Genomic DNA, 21,827 nt, shown 5'->3' on the forward strand with positions numbered 1-21,827 from the left:
CGGCGGCAGCCAGCAAAAAGGCCGGGGTGACCCGGCCTTTTGCGATGTCGGGCTGCGCTACAGCGTGAAGCGCTGCACGCTGCTGCCAAGGTCATGCGCCAGCGCTTGCAGCCGCCGCGCCGCGCCGCTGCTGTCCTCGGCGGCCTGGCTCGATGCATGCGCCATCTGCACGATGCGCTCCACATTGCGCGCGATGTCCTGACTGGCGCTCGATTGCTCCTTGAGCGCGAGCGAGATGTCGTTGGCCACCGCCTCCAGCTCGTGCTGGCCGGACTGGATCTCGCCGATGGCAGCGCCGGCTTCGCGTGCGCCGGCCACGCCGGCGGTGACCTGGGCCACCGCCGACTGCATGGTGCCGACTGCTTCGCGCGAGCGCGATTGCGTGGTGGCGATCATTTCGCCGATTTCCTGCGTGGCCCGGCCGGTGCGCTCGGCCAGCTTGCGTACCTCGTCGGCGACCACGGCGAAGCCGCGACCTGTCTCTCCGGCGCGCGCCGCCTCGATGGCGGCATTCAGCGCCAGCAGGTTGGTTTGGTCGGCGATCTCCTTGATCACGGCGACGATGCTGGAAATACGGTCGGCCTCGCTGCCGAGTTCATCGATGCGCTGTGCGGCGGCGGTGATGGTCGTGGCCACCTGGTCGATCTCGCCGCCGACACGAGTGATCACGCGGTTGCCGGCCTCGGCGCGGCGCCCGGCATCGTCGGCCAGTTGGTGAGCGCTGGCGGCGTTGTCGGATACATGGTTCACCGACACGCTCATTTCCTCGATCGCCGCCGCCATGCTGGCGGCTGCATCGGTCTGGGTGCGAACGCCGCTGGAGAGCTGGCTGGCGGTGCTGCTCATGCGCTCGGCTTCGCGATCCAGGTCGAGCGCGTTCTCGCGCAGCGAGCGAATCATGTCGGCGAGGCGTTGCCGCACTTCTTCCACGGTGGCCATCACGCTGCTGCGATCGCCGGTCTTCACGGTCACCCGATTGGCGAGGTTGCCTTCGGCCAGCGCCTGCATGGCACGGCGCACGTCGGCCGGATCGCCGCCGAGCTGGCCCATCACGGTGCGCTGGATGCGCAGGCCCAGCACCAGCCCGACCACGATGGCAGCGATGGTGAGCAAGGCGGACAGCGTCAGCGCTGTGGCGTTGGCGCGCTTTTGCTCGCCGTGGCGCTCGGCCACGCGCTGGCGTGCCTCACTGGCCCAGGCATTGAGCTCGGCAGTCAGCGGCTGCGAGGCCTTCACTGCTTCCTCGGTATTGATCTTCTCGCGGGCGACGTCGAGCTGGCCGTTGTCGATATAGAGCGCGATCTCATCCTGCATCTTTTGCTGCAGGCCACGCAGCGCCACCACCTTCTGCAGCCGCGCTTCACCCGCAGCATCGCCGGCAACGAGCTTGGCGAGCTGGGCACGGGCGGCATCGAATTCGGCCGGCACGGCTTTGAGGATGGTCATCGCGGCGGGATTGGCCGGATCGACGAAGAAGCTGCGGATGGCGGTGCTGCTTCGGCTGGCCGCTTCTTCCAGTGCATTCACCGCGATCAGCTCGGCCTGGTAGTGCTCGACGAAATCGTCGAGTTCGGTCGAGGTCTTGAGCAGCGCCCCCAATGCCAGCAGCGTGGCGATGGTGAACAGAATGAAGGCGCCTCCCAGCGAGAACGCCATTTGCTTCGACAGTGTCATCTCTTTGCCCCCTGCATCGGCCGTATTTCGGCTCTGCGATCATCATTGCATGGCGTCCGTCATCCCAATGTAAAGAAGTCTTGCGCCGCACCGTTCGTCCGAGGACGCACAAATAAATTGTGTGCAATTTATTTGTGCGTTATGTTTGAGATGCCCCTTGGAAGTCCTTCCCCATACCCTCAGGAGAACACCATGCCCAGCCAGATCCTCTATACCGCCGAAGCGCGTGCCACCGGTGGCCGCGAAGGCCGCGTGCAATCGTCGGACCAGGTGCTCGATGTGGCGCTGGCGGTGCCCAAAGCGCTGGGCGGCCCCGGCGGCGAGGCGACCAACCCGGAGCAGCTGTTTGCCGCGGGCTACGCTGCCTGCTTTGAGTCGGCCGTGCGTTTCGTCGCGCGCCAGGCCGGGGTGAAGATCGAGCAATCGAGCGTGACTGCGCGCGTTAGCATCGGCCCGCGCGAGGCCGGCGGCTTCGGTCTTGCGGTATCGCTGGAGTTGTCGCTGCCGGGCATTGCCCGCGAACAGGCCGAGACCTTCGCCCGCACTGCGCATGAGCAGATCTGCCCTTACTCGCATGCCACGCGCGGCAATGTTGACGTCACCGTGACCGTGGCGTGAAATCGCGGGCCCGGCAATCCGCCGGGCCCTTTGCCGGATTGCCTGGATGACCACGCCTGACTGGCTGCGGCTCGACGCCCAGCTCTGTTTCCGCCTCTACACCGCCTCGCGACTGATGACGCGTTGCTACCAGCCGTTGCTCGCCGAGCTCGGCCTGACCTATCCGCAGTACCTCGCCATGTTGGTGCTATGGGAAGGGGATGGCGTGACGGTGAAGCAGCTGGGCGAGCGGCTGCGGCTGGATTCGGGCACGCTCACGCCCCTGCTGAAACGGCTGCAGGCGCTCGACCTGGTGGCGCGTACCCGCCGGCCGGACAACGAGCGTGAACTGGCGGTAACGTTGACCGCCGCCGGCCGTGCCTTGCGCGAACGGGCGGCGGAAGTGCCCGCCGCGATGCTGGAGCGCGTTGGGCTGGATGCGGGCGAGGCCGCCGAGCTGGTGGGCCTGCTCGACAAGCTGACCACCGCTGCGGGTCGCGCCGACTGAGCGCTCAGCGCAGCAGCGAGGGATCGGCGGCGAGCGCGCCGAGGTCGCCCTGGTCCGGCAGGCGAGGCCGCGCGGGATTGGGGTTTACCCGGCGGATCCAGATGCCGGCGATCCGGTCCGGATATCGCTGGCGCAGCTGGTCATAGATTTCCGGATCCTGCTCGCCATCGTCGCCGAACAGGTAGAACCGCACCTTGGGCAGCGCCGCCAGCACCGCTTCCAGCCGCGCCGTCTTGTAGCTGCGCTGGTCGGTCAGCGAGCCTTCGCCCCAGCGCTTGGTCAACAGCACGCCCTGCGGAAACGCCTGGGCGGCGAGAAAGCGCCGCAGGTTGTCGGTGAACTGGCGCGGCGACGCAGAAAGGTAGAACACCGCCATGGTCGCTGGCTGCGGGTTGCTCGCGGCGATGCGGGTGTAAAGCTCGGCAGTGCCGGCGAAGGCCTGCCGCCCTTCCGCCGGGCGCATCAGGCTGTTGCGCAGCAAGCTTGACTTGGCGTTCACCTGCGAGACCACCAGCGTGTCGTCGACATCGGAGATGATGCCGATGCGGTTGTCCGGATGCGGCACCAACAGGCGCGCTGTGCTGGATGCCGGCGGAATGCTGCTCATTGCGTGCCAGCCCGGCGCCAGCGGCAGTGGCGTGTCCTGCGCCAGCAGCCAGTAACCCTGGCTGTCGACATGAGTGCGCCACTGATAGTCACTGATCGAGAGCTCGACCACCGCCTCCTCGCCATCGGTCAGCAACTGGCGGGCGCTGCGGTACAGCGTCTTGAAGCCGTTGCTGCCTGCATGTGCCGCGGCACGTGCCTCGGTGACGCGGCCGGAGAGCTGGTAGCCGTTCGCACCCAGTACCGCGTCGTCGACAGTGTTATGCAGCGGGTCGTCCGCCCAGGCGAACACGTTCCACATCAGCAGCGTTCCCGCGAGCCAGCGCATGTCATGCCACTGCCTGCAGGGCCGCGGCCACTGCCTGTGCCGCGTCCGGGTAGGCGATGCGTTGTGCGTTGCGGCCCATCGCGCCGAGGCGCTCGCTATTGGCCAGCAGCCGGCTGACGTGGTGGCAGGCGTCGGCGCCGTCGTATAGCCGCACCGCCGCGCCGTTCTCCAGCAGGTATTCGCAGTTGCGCTGCTCCTGGCCGGGGATGGGCGCCACCAGCATCATCGGCTTGCCCTTGGCCAGGATTTCGCTGGTGGTGAGCCCGCCGGGCTTGGTCACGATCAGGTCGGCGGCATCCATCAATTGATGGATGTAGTCGACGAAGCCAAGCACGGTGACTTTGATGGGCAGTTCGGTGGCGAGGCGCTCGCACTCGGCCTTCAGCTCCGCGTTGCGGCCGGCGACCACGACGATGGACAACGGCACGGCGCATTCGCGGAACGACGCCAGCATCGCGGCAGTGGGGCCGACGCCGAAGCCGCCGCCGAGCAGCAGTACCGTGGGTTGCTCGGGCAGGCTCAGTGCAGCGCGGGCGGCTGGTGCTGGCGTACGTGCAGCGAACACCGGATCGATGGGAATGCCGGTGACGGAGATGCGCTCGGCCGGCACGCCCTTGCGCACCAGCTCGCGCGCACCGTCCGGTGTCGCGACGTGGTAATGGTCGATGTGCGGGTAGATCCAGAAGGCGTGCGGGCTGACGTCCGTGATCACCGCGTGCACCGGCACGGCGAGCTTGCCGCGCGCCTTGAGGTCGGACAGCAGCTCCAATGGCAGGAAGTGGCTGCAGCCGATGGCGGTCGGGGCGATCTCGGCGATCAGGTGCTTGAAGGTGCGGCTGTTCACCTTGTTGAAGGCCAAGCGGTTGCGTGCAGTCTTGGAGGTGGGCTTTACCGCGTCGGTGCGCTCGTACACATAGCCCCATAGCGCCGGCATTTTCTGCACCAGGTCGATATAGGCCTGCGTATACATCTTGCGGAAGAACGCCGTGGTGCAGTCCAGCGTATCGACGACGCGGTGCGTTGTATCGCCACGCTGGGCCAGCGCAGCGGAGATGGCCTGGGCGGCGCGGGTGTGGCCGGCACCGGCGGTGGCATGCAGCAGCAGGATCGACATGGTGGTAAGAAAAATGTAATGGGGTGGTCATTGTCCACGCCATGCCGGCTGCTGCAAAGTGCGCTGATGCGACGCTGTTCGGCGTGGCGCAACCGCATGCCTATCAGCCTTGGCTTATTTATCATGGCATCGGTATGATCGTGCGCATGCTGGCGCCCTATGCGTCCTCCACGCTATGCTTGGACGCAAGCGGGCCGGCCGGTCAAACACAATACGAATTCAGAGCGGCCCTCAAGGAGGAGTCCATGTCGAATCTCGCCGGAATCAAGGTGATGGTCATCGACGACAGCAACACCATACGCCGCAGCGCCGAGATCTTCCTCGGCCAGGCCGGCTGCGAGGTCATCCTCGCCGAAGACGGCTTCGATGCGCTGGCCAAGATCAGCGACCATCAGCCGGACGTGGTGTTCGTCGACGTGATGATGCCGCGGCTCGACGGTTACCAGACCTGCTCGCTGATCAAGAAGAATCCCCGCTACAAGGCCACGCCGGTGATCATGCTGTCGTCCAAGGACGGCCTGTTCGATCGCGCGCGCGGCCGCATGGTCGGCTCGGACGAATACCTGACCAAGCCGTTTACCAAGGACAGCCTGCTCGCCGCCGTGGGTGCGCACGTGCAGAGCGCGGCCTGAACCCGCTACAGACTAGGAAGCAAGCAATGAGCATCAAGAAAGTGCTGATCGTCGACGACTCCCCCACCGAGCGCCATTTCCTCGGCGAGTTGCTGACCAAGAACGGCTACCAGGTGGTGACGGCCGAGTCGGGCGAAGAAGCGGTCGAGAAGGTCAAGGACATCATGCCCGACCTTATCCTCATGGACGTGGTGATGCCCGGCATGAACGGCTTCCAGGCCACCCGCACCATCAGCCGGGAAGAGGCGACCAAGCACATTCCGATTATCATGTGCACGTCGAAGAATCAGGAAACCGACAAGGTGTGGGGCAAGCGCCAGGGCGCGGCCGAATACGTGGTCAAGCCCGTCGATCCGCAGGAACTCTTGACCAAGATCGCTGCGCTGTAACGCGTACCACAGAACAAGAACGGGGGGAGGGCACATGGCCAAGCGCATCAGCCTGCGTGAATACCAGGAAGGCGTCGTCGCACGTCTGAAGACGGCAGCGGCCACTGCGCAGGTCGACGCACGCCTCGGCGTGCGTGTGTACGACCGCAACTGGCTGCTTGACCTTGCCGATGTCGCCGAGGTGATGCCGGTGCCCACGATGTCCGCCGTGCCACTGGCCCAGCCATGGTTCCGTGGCACCGCCAATATCCGCGGCAACCTGGTCAGCGTCAGCGATCTGTCCACCTTCTTCGGCGGCCCCGGCCTTGTCGCCAACCCCGCCAATCGGCTCATCCTGTTGCATCCGCGCCACTTGCCGCACGCTGCGGTGCTGGTCGAGCGCATGCTGGGCCTCAAGCACTTGGCGGATCTGACCGAAATTACGGCCCACGGTGATGCACCCTGGGCCGGTGCCCGTTACCAGGATGCCGGTGGCACCGAGTGGCAGGTGCTGGATATTCCCAAACTCGCAACCGAAGCGGCCTTCCTGCAGGCCGGGATCTAAAAACAGCAGGATCGGGAGAGGAAAATGGCATTCAATATGAAGTCGCTGTTCGGCAAGGGCAACGCCAGCAGCACGGCCAAGAGCAAGTACGATCCGCTCAAGACCACGTGGATTCTGGAGCGCATCCGCCTGCCGGAAGCGGACGAGAGCAAGTTGCTCAAGCCCGTGCCCTTCATCGGCCACCTGCCCAGCCGCCAGCAGATGGCGCTGTTGCTGCTGACCATGATCGGCGCCGTGCTGCTGTTCGCGCTGGTGGCCTTCCTCTCCTTCCAGTCGACCAGTATCAATAGCGAACGCCGCTCGATCGCGACCGAGATGCAGATGTTGTCGCAGCGGATCGCGCGGGCCTCCACTCAGGCGGTGCAGGGTTCGCCCGAAGGCTTTTCGGTGCTGGAGCAATCGTATGCCCAGTTCAACGACAACCTGGAAAAGCTGAAGTCGCGCACGCTGTTCAGCTGGCTGGCCCGCCATCCGGGCGAGCTGCTCGATTCGGTCGAGACCACCTGGAATACCAATTACCGCCCTAACCCGAGCCGGCCGACGGTGCAGACCATCGTCGACCAGAAGCCCGCGCTGATTGCCGTGGGCAAGAGCGTGTCCGGCATCAACGCCAACGATGCCAAGCTGCTGGAAATGACGCAGCAGTTCACCACCATGCTGGCTGAGGGCGGTGGCAACATCCGCGAGCTGGACTACGCCAACCAGCTGTCCATGCTGAGCCAGCGGATGGCCAAGAACGCCAACGCGATGCTGGCCGGTGAGCTGATCAACCCCGAGGTGGTGTTCCTCTTGGGCAAGGACGTGTCGACCTTCAAGGAGATCGTTACCGGCTTCGTCGATGGCAACGACGAGCTGCAGCTGCGCCCGGTGCCGAGCTCGGCGATGGTCGAGCGCCTGAACGAGATTAGCAAGCTGTTCGGCGACTTCGAGACGGTGGTGGCCTCGTTTGCCAAGAACATGCAGCCGCTGGTCAACACCCGTCTGGCCAACCAGTCCATCGTCCGTGAATCGGACAAGCTGTTGAAGGAAACCCAGCAACTGGCCGACGTGTACGAAAACACCGCCGGCAACACCGTGATCACCGTGTTGGAACTGCTGCTGATCGTGGTGGCCCTCGCGGCGCTCTACTTCCTGATCCGCGTGTTCAACCAGGAATCGCTGCGCCGTCGCCTGATGCTGGAAGCGGAGAACAAGAAGAACCAGGAAGCCATTTTGCGGCTGCTGAACGAAATGTCGGACTTGGCCGACGGTGACCTCACCGTACGTGCCCAGGTGACCGAGGATCTGACCGGTGCCATCGCGGACTCGATCAACTACACCATTGAAGAGCTGCGCTCGCTGATTACCGAAATCAACCGCGCCACCGACCAGGTGAACCGCGCAACTGGCGAGGCGCAAACGATCTCGGGCGAGCTGTTGGCCGCTGCCGAGCGCCAGTCGCAGGAGATTGTCGACACCAACCAGAACGTCGAGCACATGGTGCGCTCGATCCAGGGCGTGTCGCACAGCGCGGCCGAATCGGCCCGCGTGGCGCAGAGCTCGCTCGTTGCCTCGGAAAAGGGTGCCGATGCTGTACAGAACCAGATCAAGGGCATGAACGAAATCCGCGAGCACATCCAGGAGACCGCCAAGCGGATCAAGCGCCTGGGCGAAAGCTCGCAGGAGATCGGCGAAATCGTGGAACTGATCTCGGACATTACCGAGCAGACCAACGTGCTGGCGCTGAACGCAGCCATTCAGGCCGCTGCAGCTGGCGAAGCCGGTCGCGGTTTCTCGGTCGTGGCCGAGGAAGTGCAGCGACTGGCCGAGCGCTCGGGCGAGGCGACCAAGCAGATCGGTGCCATCGTGAAGACCATTCAGACCGATACGCATGACGCCGTGGCAGCCATGGAAGTGTCGACGCAAGGCGTGGTCGAAGGGGCCAAGCTGTCCGACGCTGCCGGCACCGCGCTGACCGAGATCCGCCGGATTACCGACGAGCTGGCGCGCCTGATCGAGTCGATTGCCCGCGAAACGGAAGACCAGACTGCCCTGGCCGCACGCGTGAACACGTCGATGCGCGACATTCTGGGCATTACCGAACAGACCTCGCAGGGCACGCGCCAGTCGGCCGCTGCCGTGGGCCAGCTGACCGGCCTTGCGCAGGAGCTGAAGGAATCGGTTTCCGGCTTCAAGCTGTCCTGAACCTAGCCAGGGGGGCCGCGGCGCGGTACCCACAGACGCCCTGCAACCGTACGAGAACAAAGCATGAGCGTGCACACCGAATTCGATCAGGGCTCGCTGGTCTGGCTCAAGGGTGAGCTGGACCAGACGCTGGCCCGCGCCGGCGAGGCGCTGAAGAAATACGCGTCCGAAGCGGACTCCGCCCACCTCAAGCACGCCCAAACCCATCTGCACCAAGCCGTTGGCGCACTGGAAATGGTCGAGCTCGCCGGCCTTGCCCGCTTCTGCGAGGAAGTCGAGCAGCTGGTGGCCGCGCTGGGGCGCGGCGATGCCGAGCCGGCCGCTGCCGAGCTCGCGCAGGCGGCGCTGGCCGATGCCGCACTTTACCTCGACCGCATTGCAGCCGGTGCACCCAATGTGCCGCTGACGCTGGCGCCGCGCTTCGCCGAACTGGCCGCCGCCCGGCGTGGCAGCGGCAGCGGTTCCGAGCTGTTCTTCCCGCAATTGTCCGATCTGACGCTGCCGGGCGGCCTGCCCGCGCGCAAGATCGATGCGACCAACTGGCCCGCCTTCGTCAAGCAGCAGCGCACCCGTTTCGAAGCGGGCCTGCTGCACTGGCTGCGCAGTGGCGAGGCGGGGGCCGCCGTGGCGATGAGCCGCGCGCTGTCCGAGCTTGCCGCCTCGCAAAGCGGCGGCGTGGTGCGTACCTTCTGGTGGTCGGCGGCCGGCGTGCTCGACGCTGTGGCGCGCGAAGCATTCGCCTGCGATCTCGATCCCAAACTGCTGCTGATGCGGCTCAACCTGCAGCTGCGCCGTCTCGCCGACGGCTCGGGCAAGGTGGCCGAGCGGCTGTTCCGCGATCTGCTGTATGTACTGGCCAATGCCAAGGATCCGAACCACCTCGGCGGTCATCTGGCGCGTGCCTTTGGCCTCGAAACCCTCAAGCCCGATTTCTACGGTGATGCGCTCAGCCCCGAGGCTGAGGCGCACCGCCGCGAAGCCCGCGCGCTACGCGACGAGCTCGCGACGGCCAAGGAGCTATGGAGCCGCGTCGCCGCTGGCCAAGCGGAGCGCCTGCCCGCACTGGCGGGTGAGTTGCAGCGCCTTGCCGAGCGTTCGCGCGAGCTGAAGATCGAAGGGCTCGACGAGCTGTGGCTCGGTGTGGCCGAAGCCTGCGAGCGCTTGAAGCACAGCCGCATCAACGAATCCGACGCATTGGAAATGGCGACTGCGCTGTTGCTCGCCGACAACGCCCTCGCCATCTACCCACAGATTGCCCCTGATTTTGCCGATCAAGCGCAGGCGATGCGCCAGCGTTTGGCTCAGCCCGATGCCGATACCGCCGTGCCGCAGCTCGACGCAGTCAGCCGTGCGGCGCAGGAAAAACTGCTGCTGGCCCAGCTCGCGCAGGAAATGCGCAGCAACCTGCAGACGATCGAGGAAACGCTGGATGGCTATTTCCGCGATCCGGAGCGCGCTCAGGACCTGACGCGTCTCGATGGCAGCCTGCGCCAGCTCCAGGGCGCGCTGATGATGCTTGATCGCGCCGAGGCCGTACTGCTGCTGCAATTGTGCGCACAGCGCATCCAGCGCTATGCCTCCGGCGAGGAAACGCCGAGTGGCGAGCAGCTGGAAGAACTGGCCGAAGGCTTGTCCAGCCTTGGTTTCTATGTGGATGCGCTTGAGCGTGATCAGAACGAGGCCGACAAGCTGATTGGCCCGGCGCTGGCGCGCCTGGCCGGTACCAGCGAAATCGATACCACGCCGGATGAACTGACCACCACGCTGGAAGCCGAGCCGCCGATTGGCCCGGCTGCTGCCGAGCCGGAACCGCTGCCCGAGCCTGCTGCACCGCCGCGGCCATTGCCGCAGTCGGATGCCGCGGTCGATGCCGAGCTGCTCGACGTGTACCTCGAGGAAGCCGTCGAGGTGCTGGCCACCATCGCCGAGAACCTCGAAAGCAGCCGTGGCGCCCCGTCTGATCGCGAAGCACTGACGGTGATCCGCCGCGGTTTCCACACGCTCAAGGGCAGCGGCCGCATGGTCGGGCTCAACCACCTGGGCGAAGCCGCATGGGCGATCGAGCAGGTGCTCAACAAGTGGTTGCAGCTGGAACACCCGGCCTCGACCGGCTTGCTGGACCTGATCGCCGATGCCCACACTGCGTTCACCCGCTGGGTGGGCGAGCTCTCCAGCAGCGGCACGGCCCAGGTTGATGCCGACGAGCTGACCGACCGCGCCGATCGCCTGCGCCACGGTGCCGATCAGGCGCCGCAGCCGGCCGAAGCCGAGCCCGTGGTCGAAATGGCTGCCGCCGATGTGGTGCCGCCTGACGGCGAAACCCAAATCGGCGATGTCGTTGTTTCCAACACGTTGTTCGCCATCTTCCGCGAAGAGGCGCTGCATCACCGCGAGCGTCTCAACGATGGCGCCTCGCGCCTGAACCGCGGCGAAGCGCTGGCCGCCGATTTTCTGCTGTCCGCGCACACGCTGGGCGGCATTGCCTCTACCGCCGGCTTCCGCCCGCTGGGCGAGCTCGCCTATGCGCTCGAGCACGCGGTCCAGGAGCTCGGCGATCGCGTGCCGGCCCACGCCGCAACACTGCAGGCGGCCATCGCCCGTGTCGATAACATGCTGACCGACGTGTTGGCGTTGCATGCGCCGGCCGATCCGCACGAAGAACTGGCTGCGCTCAATGCGCTGCACGAGTCGTTGGCGCCGACGCTCGACGCCGCACCGGCCGGTGACGAACTGGCCTTCGAACTGCCGACCGAGCCGGAGCAAGCCCAGACCGAAGCCGAATTCGATCTTGGTGATCTGGGTCTGCTGGATGGGGCCGCCCCGGCCAGCCCGCCGGCGTTCGAGGATGCGCTGGCCGGTGTGCTTGATGTCAATCCGGCGGACGACGCATTCGCCGCCGATGTGCCGGTCGAACCGGCGGTCATCGTCGAGTCTGCAGCGCTGATCGAGGAACAGGCAGACCCGCTGGAAGGCCTGGCGCTCGACCTGCCGGAACTGCTTGATGCGTCCCAGTCGGTCGACGAGACGCAGGGCGCCGCAACGGAAGAAATCTCGCTTGATGCGCTGATGCTGGATGTGCCGGCCATCGAGTTGGGCGAAGCCGATCAGGTCAGTGTGGAAGAGCCCGCCACAGATCCGCTGGCTCCGTTTCAAGCGCTGCTCGATACCGCGTTGCAGCTCGATAGCGAAACCGTCGTTGAGCCACATGTGGCAACGCCGGTGCCGATGGACGAAGCACAACCGGCTGATCCAGAGCTGCAGGCGCTGACCATTGCGCTCGACGACTTCGACGTGCCGGCCCAGGAAACCCCGGCGCCCAGCCTGAGCTGGGACGAAGTGGTACCTGCAGTCGAGGCGAAAGCCGAAGCGCTGTCGGTTTCACTTGACGACGTGCAGTCGGCGCCGCTGCCGGCAGAAGCAGAAGCGGCTGAATCGTTCAGCATCGAACTCGATGCCACCGAGCCCGTTGTTGAAGCCGTCGAGCCGGAACCGGCCCCATCGTTCGACAGCATTGCCCCGCCCGAGGCAGAGGCTGACGCATTGCTGGTCAGCCTGGATGAAGAACTCGAGGTGGCCGAGCCCGCGCCGGCCAGCCTCGACAACATTGCCGAGCTGGCTGCCGCGCTGGAAACCGAATTCCGGACCGAGCCATCGCGCGATGACGTGCCGCCGGCCGAATTGACCGTGATCGACGAGACGCCATCGGCGTTGGAGGAAATCCTCGGCAGCGACAATCTCACGCTGGCCGATCGCAAGACCGAGCTTGAAGCCGCGCTGACCGACGATATCGACGACCAGCTGCTGCCGATCTTCGTCGAGGAGGCCGACGAGCTGTTGCCAGCGGTTGGCGCACAGTTGCGCGGCCTGCACCAGGGCGATGCCCATCAGGCCGACGAGCTCAAGCGGACCTTGCACACGCTCAAGGGTAGCGCGCGGATGTCGGGTGCCATGCGCATCGGCGAGGCGACGCACCGGATGGAGTCGCGGCTGCTGGCCACCGGCGAAACGCTGTCACAGGCGCTGCTCGACGAGCTGGAGCTCGATTACGATCTGATTTCCTCGTTGTTCGACGATCTGACCGGCCGCGGCAAACCTGCGCCGGCACAGGCCACGGCCGCACCGCAAGCGATGCCGGGCCTGGCCCAGCCGACTGCCGCCATGCCGCAGACGGTGGTGGCGGGCCTTGCCGATCCGGAAGCCAAGGCAACGATCCGCGTGAAATCGGAACTGGTCGACGAACTCGTCAACCAGGCCGGTGAAGTGTCGATCGCCCGCGCGCGGATCGAATCGGAAATGCTGGCGCTCAAGAGCTCGCTGCTCGATCTCACGGAAAACGTGACCCGCCTGCGTGGCCAGATGCGCGAACTGGAAATCCAGGCCGAATCGCAGATGCAGGCCCGGGTGAAGGAATTCGAGGGCAAGCACGAGAACTTCGACCCGCTGGAGTTTGACCGCTTCACCCGCCTACAGGAAGTGACGCGTTTCATCACTGAAAGCGTGAATGACGTCTCGACCATCCAGCAGAACCTGCTGAAGAACCTGGACGAATCGTCGCTGGCGCTGACCGCGCAGGCGCGGATGACCAAGGAGCTGCAGCAGAGCCTGATGCGGGTGCGCATGGTGCCGTTTGGCAGCGTGTCCGATCGCCTGTATCGGCTGATTCGCCAGACCGGCAAGGAAGTGGGCAAGAAGGTCAACCTGGAACTCAAGGGTGGCCGCGTCGAGATCGACCGTTCGGTGCTGGAAAAGATGGTGTCGCCGTTCGAGCATATGCTGCGCAACGCCATCGACCACGGCCTTGAGACCACCGACGAGCGCCTGGCTGCCGGCAAGGCTGAGTTCGGTGAAATCCAGCTCGAGGTGCGCCAGGAAGGCAACGAGCTGGTGCTGACGATCAGGGATGATGGCCGTGGCCTCAATCTGGAGAAGATCCGTGCCAAGGGTCTGGAACGCAACCTGATCACGCCCGAGCAGAAGCTCAACGAGCGCGATCTGATGCAGCTGATCTTCGAGCCGGGCTTCTCCACCGCTTCCGCGGTGACACAGCTCTCCGGCCGTGGCATCGGTATGGATGTGGTCAAGAACGAAATCAGCAACCTCGGCGGCCGCATCGAGGTGGGCAGCGTGATTGGCCAGGGCACCACCTTCACCATTCACCTGCCGTTGACGCTGGCCGTCACTCAGGTGCTGTTGGTGAAGGCAGGCACTCGCCTCTATGCGATTCCGTCGGTGATGATCGAGCAGGTCCAGGAACTGAAGCAGGAGGCGCTGGCCCACCTGTACGAGACGCGTTCGGCCGAGTGGCTGGGGTCGAGCTACCCGTTCGCCTACTTCCCGCGCCTGCTGGGCGACGGCGAGACCGTGCCGGAACAGAAGCGCTTCTCCACCGTGCTGCTGCTGCGTGCCGGTGCCAGCCGCATGGCGCTGCACGTCGACGAGCTGGTGAAGAACGTTGAAGTCGTGGTCAAGGCCATCGGCCCGCAGCTCGCCCGGATCTCGGGTGTGGCTGGTGCCACCGTGCTGGGTAACGGCGACATCGTGCTGATCCTGAACCCGATCGCGTTGCTGGATCGCGGTGAAGTGGCTGCGGGTGGTGGATCGATCGGCCAAGCGGCGCCGGAGCAGTTGCAGACGTCACCGGTGGTGATGGTGGTCGACGATTCGCTGACGGTGCGCAAGATCACCGGCCGCCTGCTGGCGCGCGAAGGCTATCAGGTGGTGACGGCCAAGGATGGGGTCGATGGCCTGCAGCAGCTGGGCGACGTGAAGCCGGCGGTGATGCTGGTCGATATCGAGATGCCGCGGATGGATGGTTTCGAATTCACCCGCAACGTACGTGCCAACGAAGGCACGCGCGATATCCCGATCATCATGATCACCTCGCGCACCGCGGACAAGCACAAGAACTATGCGTTCGATCTGGGCGTGAACGTGTTCCTGGGCAAACCGTACCAGGAAGACGAACTGCTGGGGCATATCCGTCACTTCGTGGCGCAGCAGTAAAGAAAACAAGGGGCGATTAAGTCGCCCCTTGTTGTTTCTACGCGCCGAATGTACTGCCAACGGATTGCCCGAGCCTCGTGCCTATCGTCGTTGTTTCCGGGTGGCTGCCCGGCTTCAAGAAAGTCGCTCACACCGAGGTGCTGCAGCGCCATGCCGGCATGTCGCTCATTGCGGCGAAGTCGTTCACCGACTGCATCCTGGCGGGAGAGCAGGTCTGGTTCGAGGTTGCGCAATGGGCGGATGCCGTGTCGATTGCGGCTCGATTGTTTGAGCTGGGGGCGATTGCCCAGGCCCGGCCTGATTGATCGTGCTGCGCAGTGGCAAACAAAAAGGGCAGGATTCCTGCCCTTTTTGTTTGCCAACTTGAGAACCCTACTTCTTGGCCGGTGCCGCCGGTTTGGCGGCGGGCTTGCTGCCACGCTCCTTGGCGAGCAACTCGTCAATCACCTGGAACACGCGGCTGTCCTCGGTGCCGACCATGCTGGGTGACGTCACGTACTTGCCGTTGACGATGAAGGTCGGCACGCCCTCGATCTTGTAGTCCTGCGCGGCCTGCGACAGCTTGGCCAGCGACACGCCCATGGAGAAGCCGTTGTACGCGGCCTTGAACTTGGCCTGATCGATGCCCTGCTTCTTCACCCAATCGAACAGCGTATCGGCGCGGCGCAGCTCAATGCGATCGGTCTGCACGGCGCGGAACACCGGCATGGCGTACTTTTCGCCGATGCCCATCTGTTCCAGCGCGACGAAGATCTTGGCATGGCCTTCCAGATCGCTGCGGCCGGGCCACATCACGTGCACGCGGCGGAAGTTCACGTCGGCGGGCAGCTTCTTGGCCCACGTCTCGACATAGGGCTCGACTGCGAAGCAGTGCGGGCAGCCGTACCAGAAGAATTCGACCACTTCGAGCTTGCCCGGCTTGGCGACCGGCTGTGGCTTGGCCAGCCGCTTGTATTCCTTGCCTTCGGTCGCGGCAAACGTCAGCGAAGCCGCCAACAGGCCGGCTGCGAGCACACCCCACTTCAACATCCGAGCAAACATCGTTACTCCCCTTTTGGTCTTGGTATCAGTTGCCGCGCACCACGGTGCCATCGACGCCATTGTTCTTCAACAGTTCGCGTGTTCTTTCCAGATCGCCGAGGCTGTTGAACGGACCAATGCGTACCCGGTGCCATACGCCCTTGTCCGGCACGTCCGCTGTGTAGATCGATGCCTCGACACTGACGAGCGCGAGTTTGGCCTTTAGGTTGTCGGCATCCTGCTCGTTCTGGAACGCGCCCACCTGCAGGTAGGTGCCCTTGGGCGCCTCGACCTTGGCCGGGACGCTGGCCTCGGGGGCCGGGACCGGGCTGGGCGCGGACGTCGGTTTGGCGTCTTGCCCTTCGGAGAGTTCCGGCAGCACCTTGTAGAAGTCGAAGTTGGTCTGGGTGTCGCCCTCTTTGTCGCTGCCCGGGCGCAGCACTTCCGGACCCTTGCCAGCAGGAGCAGAGGCATTGCCCACGGCATCCGGCGGGGTTTCCTTACCGGCACTACTGAACGGGTTGCTGCCGCGGTTCAGGTAGAACGCCAGCACCACGGCGGCGAGCACGCCGGCCAACAGGCCGATCAACAGCCCGGTCAGCAGCGACGAACCGCCGCCACCGGAACCGCTACTGCGGGAACGCTTCATGTCCTTGCTCATTGCCTCGCCTTTGTTCCTAGTCACTGCGCGTGCCTGTGGTCAAGCGCGGGATTATACGGCGGATCGCTGGTGCTGGGCGGCGCGGCGTGCGCAATCTGGATCACAAGCTGCTGTTATTGCTGCAGTGCGGTGCTGCGGACCGTATAATCGCGACCGTTCAAAAGCTCGCTCTGGGATGTCGTCATGCAGGATAACGCCAACAAGACTTGGTCCGGCCGCTTCAACGAGCCCGTGTCGGAACTCGTCAAGCGCTACACCGCGTCCGTTTCATTCGACAAGCGCATGGCCGAGGTCGACATCCAGGGCTCGCTGGCGCATGCCACCATGCTGAACAAGGTGGGTGTGCTGTCCGCAGAGGATCTGCGCGCCATCCAGGGCGGCATGGCCGACATCCTCGACGACATCCGCCACGGCAGCTTCGACTGGTCGCTCGATCTCGAAGACGTGCACATGAACGTCGAGCGTCGCCTCACCGAGAAGATCGGCGATGCCGGCAAGCGGCTGCACACCGGCCGTTCGCGCAACGACCAGGTTGCCACCGATATCCGTCTCTACCTGCGCGGCGCCATCGATACGCTGGTCGGCCTCGTCGGCGAACTGCAGGGCTCGCTGTTGGAGCTGGCCGACAAGCACGCCACTACCGTGATGCCGGGTTTCACCCACCTGCAAGTGGCGCAGCCGGTCACCTTTGGCCATCACATGCTGGCCTATGTGGAGATGCTGGGCCGCGATGCCGAGCGTCTTGCCGATTGCCGCCGCCGCGTGAATCGCATGCCGCTGGGCTCGGCAGCGCTCGCCGGCACCACCTTCCCGGTTGATCGCCGCTACACCGCAGAGCTGCTCGGCTTCGAGGCCGTGTGCGAGAACTCGCTCGATGCGGTGTCCGATCGCGACTTCGCCATCGAATTCACTGCCGCCGCCGCGCTGACGATGACCCATCTGTCGCGGCTGTCGGAAGAACTGATCCTGTGGATGAGCCCGCGCTTCGGCTTTATCGACATCGCCGACCGCTTCTGTACCGGCAGCTCGATCATGCCGCAGAAGAAGAACCCGGACGTGCCGGAGCTGGTGCGGGGCAAGACCGGCCGCGTCAACGGCAGCCTGATCTCGCTGCTCACGTTGATGAAGGGCCAGCCGCTGGCGTACAACAAGGACAATCAGGAAGACAAGGAGCCGCTGTTCGATACCGTCGACACGCTGACCGACACCCTGCGCATCTACGCCGACATGATGCGCGGCGTGACGGTGAAGCCGGAAGCGATGGAACGCGCTGCCCGCCAGGGCTTCGCCACTGCGACCGACCTCGCCGATTACCTGGTGAAGAAGGGCCTGCCGTTCCGTGATGCACACGAGGCTGTCGCGCTCGCGGTGCGCTATGCCGAGGAAAAGCGCAAGGATCTGTCGGATCTGACCCTGGTCGAGCTGCAGAGCTTCTCGCCATTGATCGGCAGCGACATCTTCGAGGTACTCACGCTCGAAGGCAGCCTTGCCGCGCGTGACCACGTCGGCGGCACCGCGCCGAACCAGGTGCGGATGCAGGTGGCCCGCTGGCGCGAGAAGCTGGTTGGCTGATCACCCGGTATCGCCGAAATACCCGATAGCCCCGCCACCGCGCGGGGCTTATCGTTTGCCCGGGAGAACATCATGCATATCACCTGGACCTGGCGCGCGCTTGCCGATTTTGACGCCTTAACGCTGTTCGACTACCTGCGGCTGCGGCAGGACGTTTTCGTGGTCGAGCAGACCTGCGCCTACCCGGATATGGACGACTACGATGCGCCATCTCTGCACCTGACCGGGCATGATGACGCCGGCCGGCTGCTTGGATGCCTGCGGCTGGTGCCACCGGGACTCAAGTACGCTGAGCCCTCGCTCGGCCGCGTGGTGATCGCGCCGGTGGCACGCGGCACCGGCATGGGCCACCTGCTGATCGCTGAGGCGCTGCGCCAGGCCGCTGCACGCTACCCTGGCCAAGGCCAGCGCATCGGCGCGCAGGCCCACCTCGAACGCTTCTACGGTCGGCACGGCTTCATCCGGACCGGTGACGAATACGACGAGGATGGCATCGCCCACATCGACATGGTGATCGATGCAGCGGCGATGGCCCGTTACGCGCCGGCTTGATCCGGCCTCAATTCTTCCACTTGATGTTGCAGCCTACGCTGGGCAGCTGCTCGGTCAGCGGCGGCTCGCCTGCGACCAGCGTGGCGACGGCCGCGCGGATGGCATTGCCAGTGGCGGGTGCGCCGCCAGGGCGGGAGTCGTCGAACTGGCCGCGATAGACCAGCTTGCCGTGTGCGTCGAACAGGTAGAGATCGGGCGTGCAGGCCGCGTCGAACGCCCGGGCGACGGCCTGGCTCTCGTCATAGAGATAGGGGAAGGTGTAGCCGTGCTCGGCGGCATGCGTGACCATCAGTTCGGGCGCATCGGCCGGATAGCTCGCGACATCGTTCGACGAGATCGCCACCATGCCGACGCCCTGCGCTGCGAACTCCGCGCCGAGTGGTGCCAGTGCCGCGTTGATGTGCTTCACGTACGGGCAGTGGTTGCAGATGAAGATCACGAACAGCCCCTTGGGGCCGGGCAATGCTGCGTGGCGATGAATGCGGCCTTCGCCGTCGGGCAGTTCGAAGCCGGGGAGGTGGCTGCCCAGCGGCAGCATGGTGGAGGGGGTGAGGGCCATGAGGTGTCCTTTGGTGAAATCGGGGTGAGGCGTTGATCGGTTAGTCCGGCATCGGCAGTGCCTGCGTTTCCTTCACTTCTTCCATCACGATATAGCTGCGCGATTCGGCGGCGCCGGGCAGGCGCAACAGGATGTCACCCAGGAGGCGCCGGTAGTGCGTCATGTCCGGCAGTCTGGCCTTGAGCAGGTAGTCGAAATCACCGGCGATCAGGTGGCACTCCAGCACTTCGGGAATGGTGGCCACGGTGCGGCGAAAGTCGTCGAAGATCTCGCCGGATTTGTGCGAGAGCTTGAGCTCGACGAACACCAGCAGCGGGGCGTCGAGCTTCTGTGGGTTGAGCCGGGCGTGGTATCCGGTGATGACCCCGGATTCCTCCAGCCGTTTCACCCGTTCGGCGCATGGCGTGGCGGTGAGGCCGACGCGTTCGGCGAGCTCGGTGATCGACAGCCGCGCGTTGGCCTGCAGCGCCTTGAGGATCTTGTAGTCGATGCGGTCGAGCTCGCGCCCGGTTTTGTATTGGGTTCTCATCGATAAACCTCCGAAAAACCGTTCATCATCAGAGAAAAGCACTGAGTGTTGGTCAATATACTCGGAGTATCAACTATGCGCATCGCATCCGAGGTGGACCATGAAAGTCACGGTGATCGGCGCCGGCGTGGTGGGGGTCACAGCCGCTTGGTATCTGCGGCAGTCCGGCTGCGAGGTGACGGTGCTGGAGCGGCATGCCGCGCCAGCGGAGGAAACCAGCTATGCCAATGCCGGCCAGGTTTCGCCCGGCTATGCGGCGCCGTGGGCGGCGCCTGGCGTGCCGCTGAAGGCGATGAAGTGGCTGTTGCAGCGTCATGCGCCGCTACGCATCCGGCCTGATGGCAGCCTGTTCCAGCTGGCCTGGATGGCGCGGATGCTGGCCAATTGCACGCCGGCTGCGTACGAGCGCAACAAATCGCGCATGGTGGCGCTGGCCGAATACAGCCGCGACGAACTGCGGCGGCTGCGTGATGGCCTCGGCATCGGCTACGAGGCGCGCAGCCTTGGTACGCTGCAGCTGCTGCGTAGCGCGGCGCAGATGGAAGGTGCCCGGCGCGATGCGGCCATTCTCGCGAACCTCGGCGTCCCGCATCGGCTGCTCGATGTGGACGAGCTCGCCGAGGTGGAACCGGCGCTCGAGCGCGTGTCCGGCAAGCTCGCTGGCGGCCTGCAGATGCCCAACGACGAAACCGGCGATTGCCGCTTGTTCACACAGCAGCTGGAAACCGCGGCAAGGGCAGCGGGCGTCGATTTCCGCTATCTGGTCGATGTCGAGCGGCTGATCGTCGAGCGCGGCCGCGTCACCGGCATTGAGCTGGACGATGGCGAGGCGCTGGCCACTGATGCGTTGGTGATTGCCGCCGGCTGCGCCAGCCGCGTGCTGGCTGCACCGTTGGGGCTGGATCTGCCGGTGTACCCGGTCAAGGGCTATTCACTGACCATGCCGCTGGCACACCATGCCGCCGATCCCGATGCGGCGCCGCGCTCCACCGTGCTTGATGAAACCTACAAGATCGCGCTGACCCGCTTTGATGATCGCCTGCGCGTGGGCGGCATGGCCGAACTGGTCGGCCATGATCGCCGGCTCGATCCGGCGCGCGTCGCCACATTGCAGATGGTCACCCGCGATCTGTTCCCCGATGCCGGCGATCCGGAACAGGCCGAGGCTTGGACCGGCTTGCGGCCGATGACGCCGGACGGCACGCCACTGGTGTGCGGCACAACACTGCGCAATGTGTTCCTCAACACCGGCCACGGCACGCTGGGCTGGACCATGGCCTGCGGTTCGGGCCGGGTGGTTGCCGACCTCGTCACCGGCCGGGTGCCGGAAATCGATGTGGCTGGCCTGTCGCTGGCGCGTTACCAGCGCCCCGATGCGGCGCCACGCCCGGTACCGCAGGGTGGCCGGCAGCCGGCGCATGCCTGAGGTCGGCAGACGCGCAGGATTAGCGGCCGATACGGCGCCAGTGCTCGTATTCGACGCAGACGCCGTTTTCCCAGCGCTCGTTGTGCCAGTCGTCACCGTCCACCCGGGCGCGGAACACGTAAGGACGCATGGCCTCGGCGGGAAACGTGCCCATGTCCGGGGTCTCGGTGTATTGCTCGCCGTCGAGCACGTAGCGGCCGCTGCCGGCAGACCAGAACTTTTCGCCCTGATGGCTCACGAAGGTGAAATGGCCCCCGGCCAAGAGCTTGCGCGAGCGCATGCCGAGGCTTTCGTAGTGCAGCGTTTCGCCGTTGTCGTCGCAGCGTCCGCCCACAAGCTCCCAGGCGCCGTCTAAAGGGGTGGACATCGTGTGTGCTCCTGCCATCTGAAAGCCGTCAACTTATGCCTGCGTCGTTCCGTTGCCCATTGCCCAAATTGCCCTCTCGCAATCCGCGCTGTTTCAGATGCTGCCCGGTTACGGTTTCGGGCGCTTGGCAAGCAGCGTATCGAGCGCGCGGGCGAAGGCCTGGCGGTCCGACTGGCTGAGGCCGGCAGGGCCGCCGGTTTCGACGCCGGCATCGCGCAGCCCTTGCATGAAATCACGCAGGTTGAGGCGCTCGCGGATGTTCTCCGGGGTGAGGCGTTCGCCGCGTGGGTCCAGCACCAGGGCGCCACGTTCGATCACGGCGCTGGCGAGGGGGATGTCGGCGGTGATCACCAGATCACCCGCCGCTACGCGCCGCACGATCTCGTCGTCGGCCACATCGAAGCCGTGCGGTACCTGCAGGGCGACGATCCATGGCGACGGCGGCACGGCCAGCAGTTGGTTGGCGATCAGCGTGGTACGCACCGCTGTGCGCTCGGCGGCGCGGAACAGGATGTCCTTGATCACGCGGGGGCAGGCGTCGGCATCGACCCAGATCTGCATG

At 65.2% G+C, this 21,827-nt stretch carries 20 protein-coding genes; 11 read left to right on the forward strand and 9 right to left on the reverse strand.

The genetic code is table 11. From position 1 onward, the window contains the following. Positions 1 to 57 precede the first annotated feature (57 nt). Positions 58 to 1,674: a methyl-accepting chemotaxis protein gene (locus FLM21_RS20720; RefSeq protein WP_187360054.1), complete on the reverse strand. Its 1,617-nt coding sequence runs from the start codon at positions 1,672 to 1,674 to the stop codon at positions 58 to 60. 192 nt (positions 1,675 to 1,866) lie between these two features. Between FLM21_RS20720 and FLM21_RS02450 the strand changes: the two genes are divergently transcribed. Both FLM21_RS02450 and FLM21_RS02455 read left to right on the forward strand, forming a co-directional pair. After that, a complete protein-coding gene (locus FLM21_RS02450) occupies positions 1,867 to 2,292 on the forward strand; it encodes an organic hydroperoxide resistance protein (RefSeq protein ID WP_148714040.1) in 426 nt (141 codons plus the stop codon). A 46-nt stretch (positions 2,293 to 2,338) separates the two neighbouring features. Continuing rightward, positions 2,339 to 2,779 (forward strand): MarR family winged helix-turn-helix transcriptional regulator, encoded by a 441-nt coding sequence (locus FLM21_RS02455; protein WP_148714041.1) that lies wholly within the window; start codon positions 2,339 to 2,341, stop codon positions 2,777 to 2,779. Between the two features lie 4 nt (positions 2,780 to 2,783). Here the strand turns inward: FLM21_RS02455 and FLM21_RS02460 are convergent, their stop codons facing one another. Continuing rightward, positions 2,784 to 3,713 carry a phosphatase domain-containing protein gene (locus tag FLM21_RS02460; RefSeq protein ID WP_148714042.1) on the reverse strand — a complete coding sequence of 310 codons (930 nt, stop codon included), beginning with the start codon at positions 3,711 to 3,713 and terminating at the stop codon, positions 2,784 to 2,786. A 1-nt stretch (position 3,714) separates the two neighbouring features. Next, positions 3,715 to 4,827 (reverse strand): MGDG synthase family glycosyltransferase, encoded by a 1,113-nt coding sequence (locus tag FLM21_RS02465; RefSeq protein WP_148714043.1) that lies wholly within the window; start codon positions 4,825 to 4,827, stop codon positions 3,715 to 3,717. Positions 4,828 to 5,072: 245 nt separating this feature from the next. On the opposite strand from FLM21_RS02465, the gene pilG reads away from it, so the two are divergent. From pilG to FLM21_RS02495, 6 genes are all read left to right on the forward strand, one after another. Then, positions 5,073 to 5,459 (forward strand): twitching motility response regulator PilG, encoded by a 387-nt coding sequence (gene pilG, locus FLM21_RS02470; RefSeq protein ID WP_148714044.1) that lies wholly within the window; start codon positions 5,073 to 5,075, stop codon positions 5,457 to 5,459. Between the two features lie 26 nt (positions 5,460 to 5,485). Continuing rightward, positions 5,486 to 5,848 (forward strand): response regulator, encoded by a 363-nt coding sequence (locus FLM21_RS02475; RefSeq protein ID WP_148714045.1) that lies wholly within the window; start codon positions 5,486 to 5,488, stop codon positions 5,846 to 5,848. A gap of 34 nt (positions 5,849 to 5,882) precedes the next feature. Continuing rightward, positions 5,883 to 6,392, forward strand: coding sequence for a chemotaxis protein CheW (locus tag FLM21_RS02480; protein WP_148714046.1), 510 nt, complete (start codon positions 5,883 to 5,885; stop codon positions 6,390 to 6,392). A gap of 24 nt (positions 6,393 to 6,416) precedes the next feature. Continuing rightward, a complete protein-coding gene (locus FLM21_RS02485) occupies positions 6,417 to 8,576 on the forward strand; it encodes a methyl-accepting chemotaxis protein (RefSeq protein ID WP_148714047.1) in 2,160 nt (719 codons plus the stop codon). Positions 8,577 to 8,639: 63 nt separating this feature from the next. After that, positions 8,640 to 14,579 carry an Hpt domain-containing protein gene (locus FLM21_RS02490; protein WP_148714048.1) on the forward strand — a complete coding sequence of 1,980 codons (5,940 nt, stop codon included), beginning with the start codon at positions 8,640 to 8,642 and terminating at the stop codon, positions 14,577 to 14,579. A gap of 77 nt (positions 14,580 to 14,656) precedes the next feature. Further along, positions 14,657 to 14,884, forward strand: coding sequence for a hypothetical protein (locus FLM21_RS02495; RefSeq protein WP_148714049.1), 228 nt, complete (start codon positions 14,657 to 14,659; stop codon positions 14,882 to 14,884). Between the two features lie 67 nt (positions 14,885 to 14,951). On the opposite strand, the gene FLM21_RS02500 is transcribed toward FLM21_RS02495, so the two are convergent. After that, positions 14,952 to 15,620 carry a thiol:disulfide interchange protein DsbA/DsbL gene (locus tag FLM21_RS02500; RefSeq protein WP_187360055.1) on the reverse strand — a complete coding sequence of 223 codons (669 nt, stop codon included), beginning with the start codon at positions 15,618 to 15,620 and terminating at the stop codon, positions 14,952 to 14,954. Positions 15,621 to 15,645: 25 nt separating this feature from the next. Then, on the reverse strand, positions 15,646 to 16,248 hold the full coding sequence (locus FLM21_RS02505; RefSeq protein ID WP_148714051.1) for an SPOR domain-containing protein: 603 nt from the start codon (positions 16,246 to 16,248) through the stop codon (positions 15,646 to 15,648). Positions 16,249 to 16,443: 195 nt separating this feature from the next. On the opposite strand from FLM21_RS02505, the gene argH reads away from it, so the two are divergent. Next, positions 16,444 to 17,832 carry an argininosuccinate lyase gene (gene argH, locus FLM21_RS02510; RefSeq protein ID WP_148714052.1) on the forward strand — a complete coding sequence of 463 codons (1,389 nt, stop codon included), beginning with the start codon at positions 16,444 to 16,446 and terminating at the stop codon, positions 17,830 to 17,832. Between the two features lie 72 nt (positions 17,833 to 17,904). Next, positions 17,905 to 18,384: a GNAT family N-acetyltransferase gene (locus tag FLM21_RS02515; RefSeq protein WP_148714053.1), complete on the forward strand. Its 480-nt coding sequence runs from the start codon at positions 17,905 to 17,907 to the stop codon at positions 18,382 to 18,384. 7 nt (positions 18,385 to 18,391) lie between these two features. Here FLM21_RS02515 and FLM21_RS02520 read toward each other — a convergent pair whose 3' ends face one another. Then, the gene (locus FLM21_RS02520) at positions 18,392 to 18,943 is read right to left on the reverse strand and encodes a thioredoxin family protein (RefSeq protein WP_148714054.1); all 552 of its coding nucleotides are present in this window, start codon (positions 18,941 to 18,943) and stop codon (positions 18,392 to 18,394) included. A gap of 40 nt (positions 18,944 to 18,983) precedes the next feature. Further along, positions 18,984 to 19,472 carry an Lrp/AsnC ligand binding domain-containing protein gene (locus FLM21_RS02525; protein WP_148714055.1) on the reverse strand — a complete coding sequence of 163 codons (489 nt, stop codon included), beginning with the start codon at positions 19,470 to 19,472 and terminating at the stop codon, positions 18,984 to 18,986. Between the two features lie 100 nt (positions 19,473 to 19,572). Between FLM21_RS02525 and FLM21_RS02530 the strand changes: the two genes are divergently transcribed. After that, a complete protein-coding gene (locus FLM21_RS02530; RefSeq protein ID WP_148714056.1) occupies positions 19,573 to 20,898 on the forward strand; it encodes a D-amino acid dehydrogenase in 1,326 nt (441 codons plus the stop codon). A 19-nt stretch (positions 20,899 to 20,917) separates the two neighbouring features. On the opposite strand, the gene FLM21_RS02535 is transcribed toward FLM21_RS02530, so the two are convergent. Beyond that, complete coding sequence (locus tag FLM21_RS02535; protein ID WP_148714057.1) at positions 20,918 to 21,265, reverse strand: hypothetical protein; 348 nt, start codon at positions 21,263 to 21,265, stop codon at positions 20,918 to 20,920. A 108-nt stretch (positions 21,266 to 21,373) separates the two neighbouring features. Then, on the reverse strand, positions 21,374 to 21,826 hold the full coding sequence (locus FLM21_RS02540; RefSeq protein WP_148714058.1) for a YaiI/YqxD family protein: 453 nt from the start codon (positions 21,824 to 21,826) through the stop codon (positions 21,374 to 21,376). Position 21,827 lies beyond the last annotated feature (1 nt).

It is taken from the genome of Chitinolyticbacter meiyuanensis (genome assembly GCF_008033135.1).
In the GTDB taxonomy this organism is placed as follows: Bacteria; Pseudomonadota; Gammaproteobacteria; order Burkholderiales; family Chitinibacteraceae; genus Chitinolyticbacter; species Chitinolyticbacter meiyuanensis.

Bases quoted from the DNA above. Each gene is read 5' to 3' on its own strand.
- FLM21_RS20720 (WP_187360054.1), bottom strand. From the start codon at position 1,674: ATGACACTGTCGAAGCAAATGGCGTTCTCGCTGGGAGGCGCCTTCATT.
- FLM21_RS02450 (WP_148714040.1), top strand. From the start codon at position 1,867: ATGCCCAGCCAGATCCTCTATACCGCCGAAGCGCGTGCCACCGGTGGC.
- FLM21_RS02455 (WP_148714041.1), top strand. From the start codon at position 2,339: ATGACCACGCCTGACTGGCTGCGGCTCGACGCCCAGCTCTGTTTCCGC.
- FLM21_RS02460 (WP_148714042.1), bottom strand. From the start codon at position 3,713: ATGCGCTGGCTCGCGGGAACGCTGCTGATGTGGAACGTGTTCGCCTGG.
- FLM21_RS02465 (WP_148714043.1), bottom strand. From the start codon at position 4,827: ATGTCGATCCTGCTGCTGCATGCCACCGCCGGTGCCGGCCACACCCGC.
- pilG (WP_148714044.1), top strand. From the start codon at position 5,073: ATGTCGAATCTCGCCGGAATCAAGGTGATGGTCATCGACGACAGCAAC.
- FLM21_RS02475 (WP_148714045.1), top strand. From the start codon at position 5,486: ATGAGCATCAAGAAAGTGCTGATCGTCGACGACTCCCCCACCGAGCGC.
- FLM21_RS02480 (WP_148714046.1), top strand. From the start codon at position 5,883: ATGGCCAAGCGCATCAGCCTGCGTGAATACCAGGAAGGCGTCGTCGCA.
- FLM21_RS02485 (WP_148714047.1), top strand. From the start codon at position 6,417: ATGGCATTCAATATGAAGTCGCTGTTCGGCAAGGGCAACGCCAGCAGC.
- FLM21_RS02490 (WP_148714048.1), top strand. From the start codon at position 8,640: ATGAGCGTGCACACCGAATTCGATCAGGGCTCGCTGGTCTGGCTCAAG.
- FLM21_RS02500 (WP_187360055.1), bottom strand. From the start codon at position 15,620: ATGTTTGCTCGGATGTTGAAGTGGGGTGTGCTCGCAGCCGGCCTGTTG.
- FLM21_RS02505 (WP_148714051.1), bottom strand. From the start codon at position 16,248: ATGAAGCGTTCCCGCAGTAGCGGTTCCGGTGGCGGCGGTTCGTCGCTG.
- argH (WP_148714052.1), top strand. From the start codon at position 16,444: ATGCAGGATAACGCCAACAAGACTTGGTCCGGCCGCTTCAACGAGCCC.
- FLM21_RS02515 (WP_148714053.1), top strand. From the start codon at position 17,905: ATGCATATCACCTGGACCTGGCGCGCGCTTGCCGATTTTGACGCCTTA.
- FLM21_RS02520 (WP_148714054.1), bottom strand. From the start codon at position 18,943: ATGGCCCTCACCCCCTCCACCATGCTGCCGCTGGGCAGCCACCTCCCC.
- FLM21_RS02525 (WP_148714055.1), bottom strand. From the start codon at position 19,472: ATGAGAACCCAATACAAAACCGGGCGCGAGCTCGACCGCATCGACTAC.
- FLM21_RS02530 (WP_148714056.1), top strand. From the start codon at position 19,573: ATGAAAGTCACGGTGATCGGCGCCGGCGTGGTGGGGGTCACAGCCGCT.
- FLM21_RS02535 (WP_148714057.1), bottom strand. From the start codon at position 21,265: ATGTCCACCCCTTTAGACGGCGCCTGGGAGCTTGTGGGCGGACGCTGC.
- FLM21_RS02540 (WP_148714058.1), bottom strand. From the start codon at position 21,826: ATGCAGATCTGGGTCGATGCCGACGCCTGCCCCCGCGTGATCAAGGAC.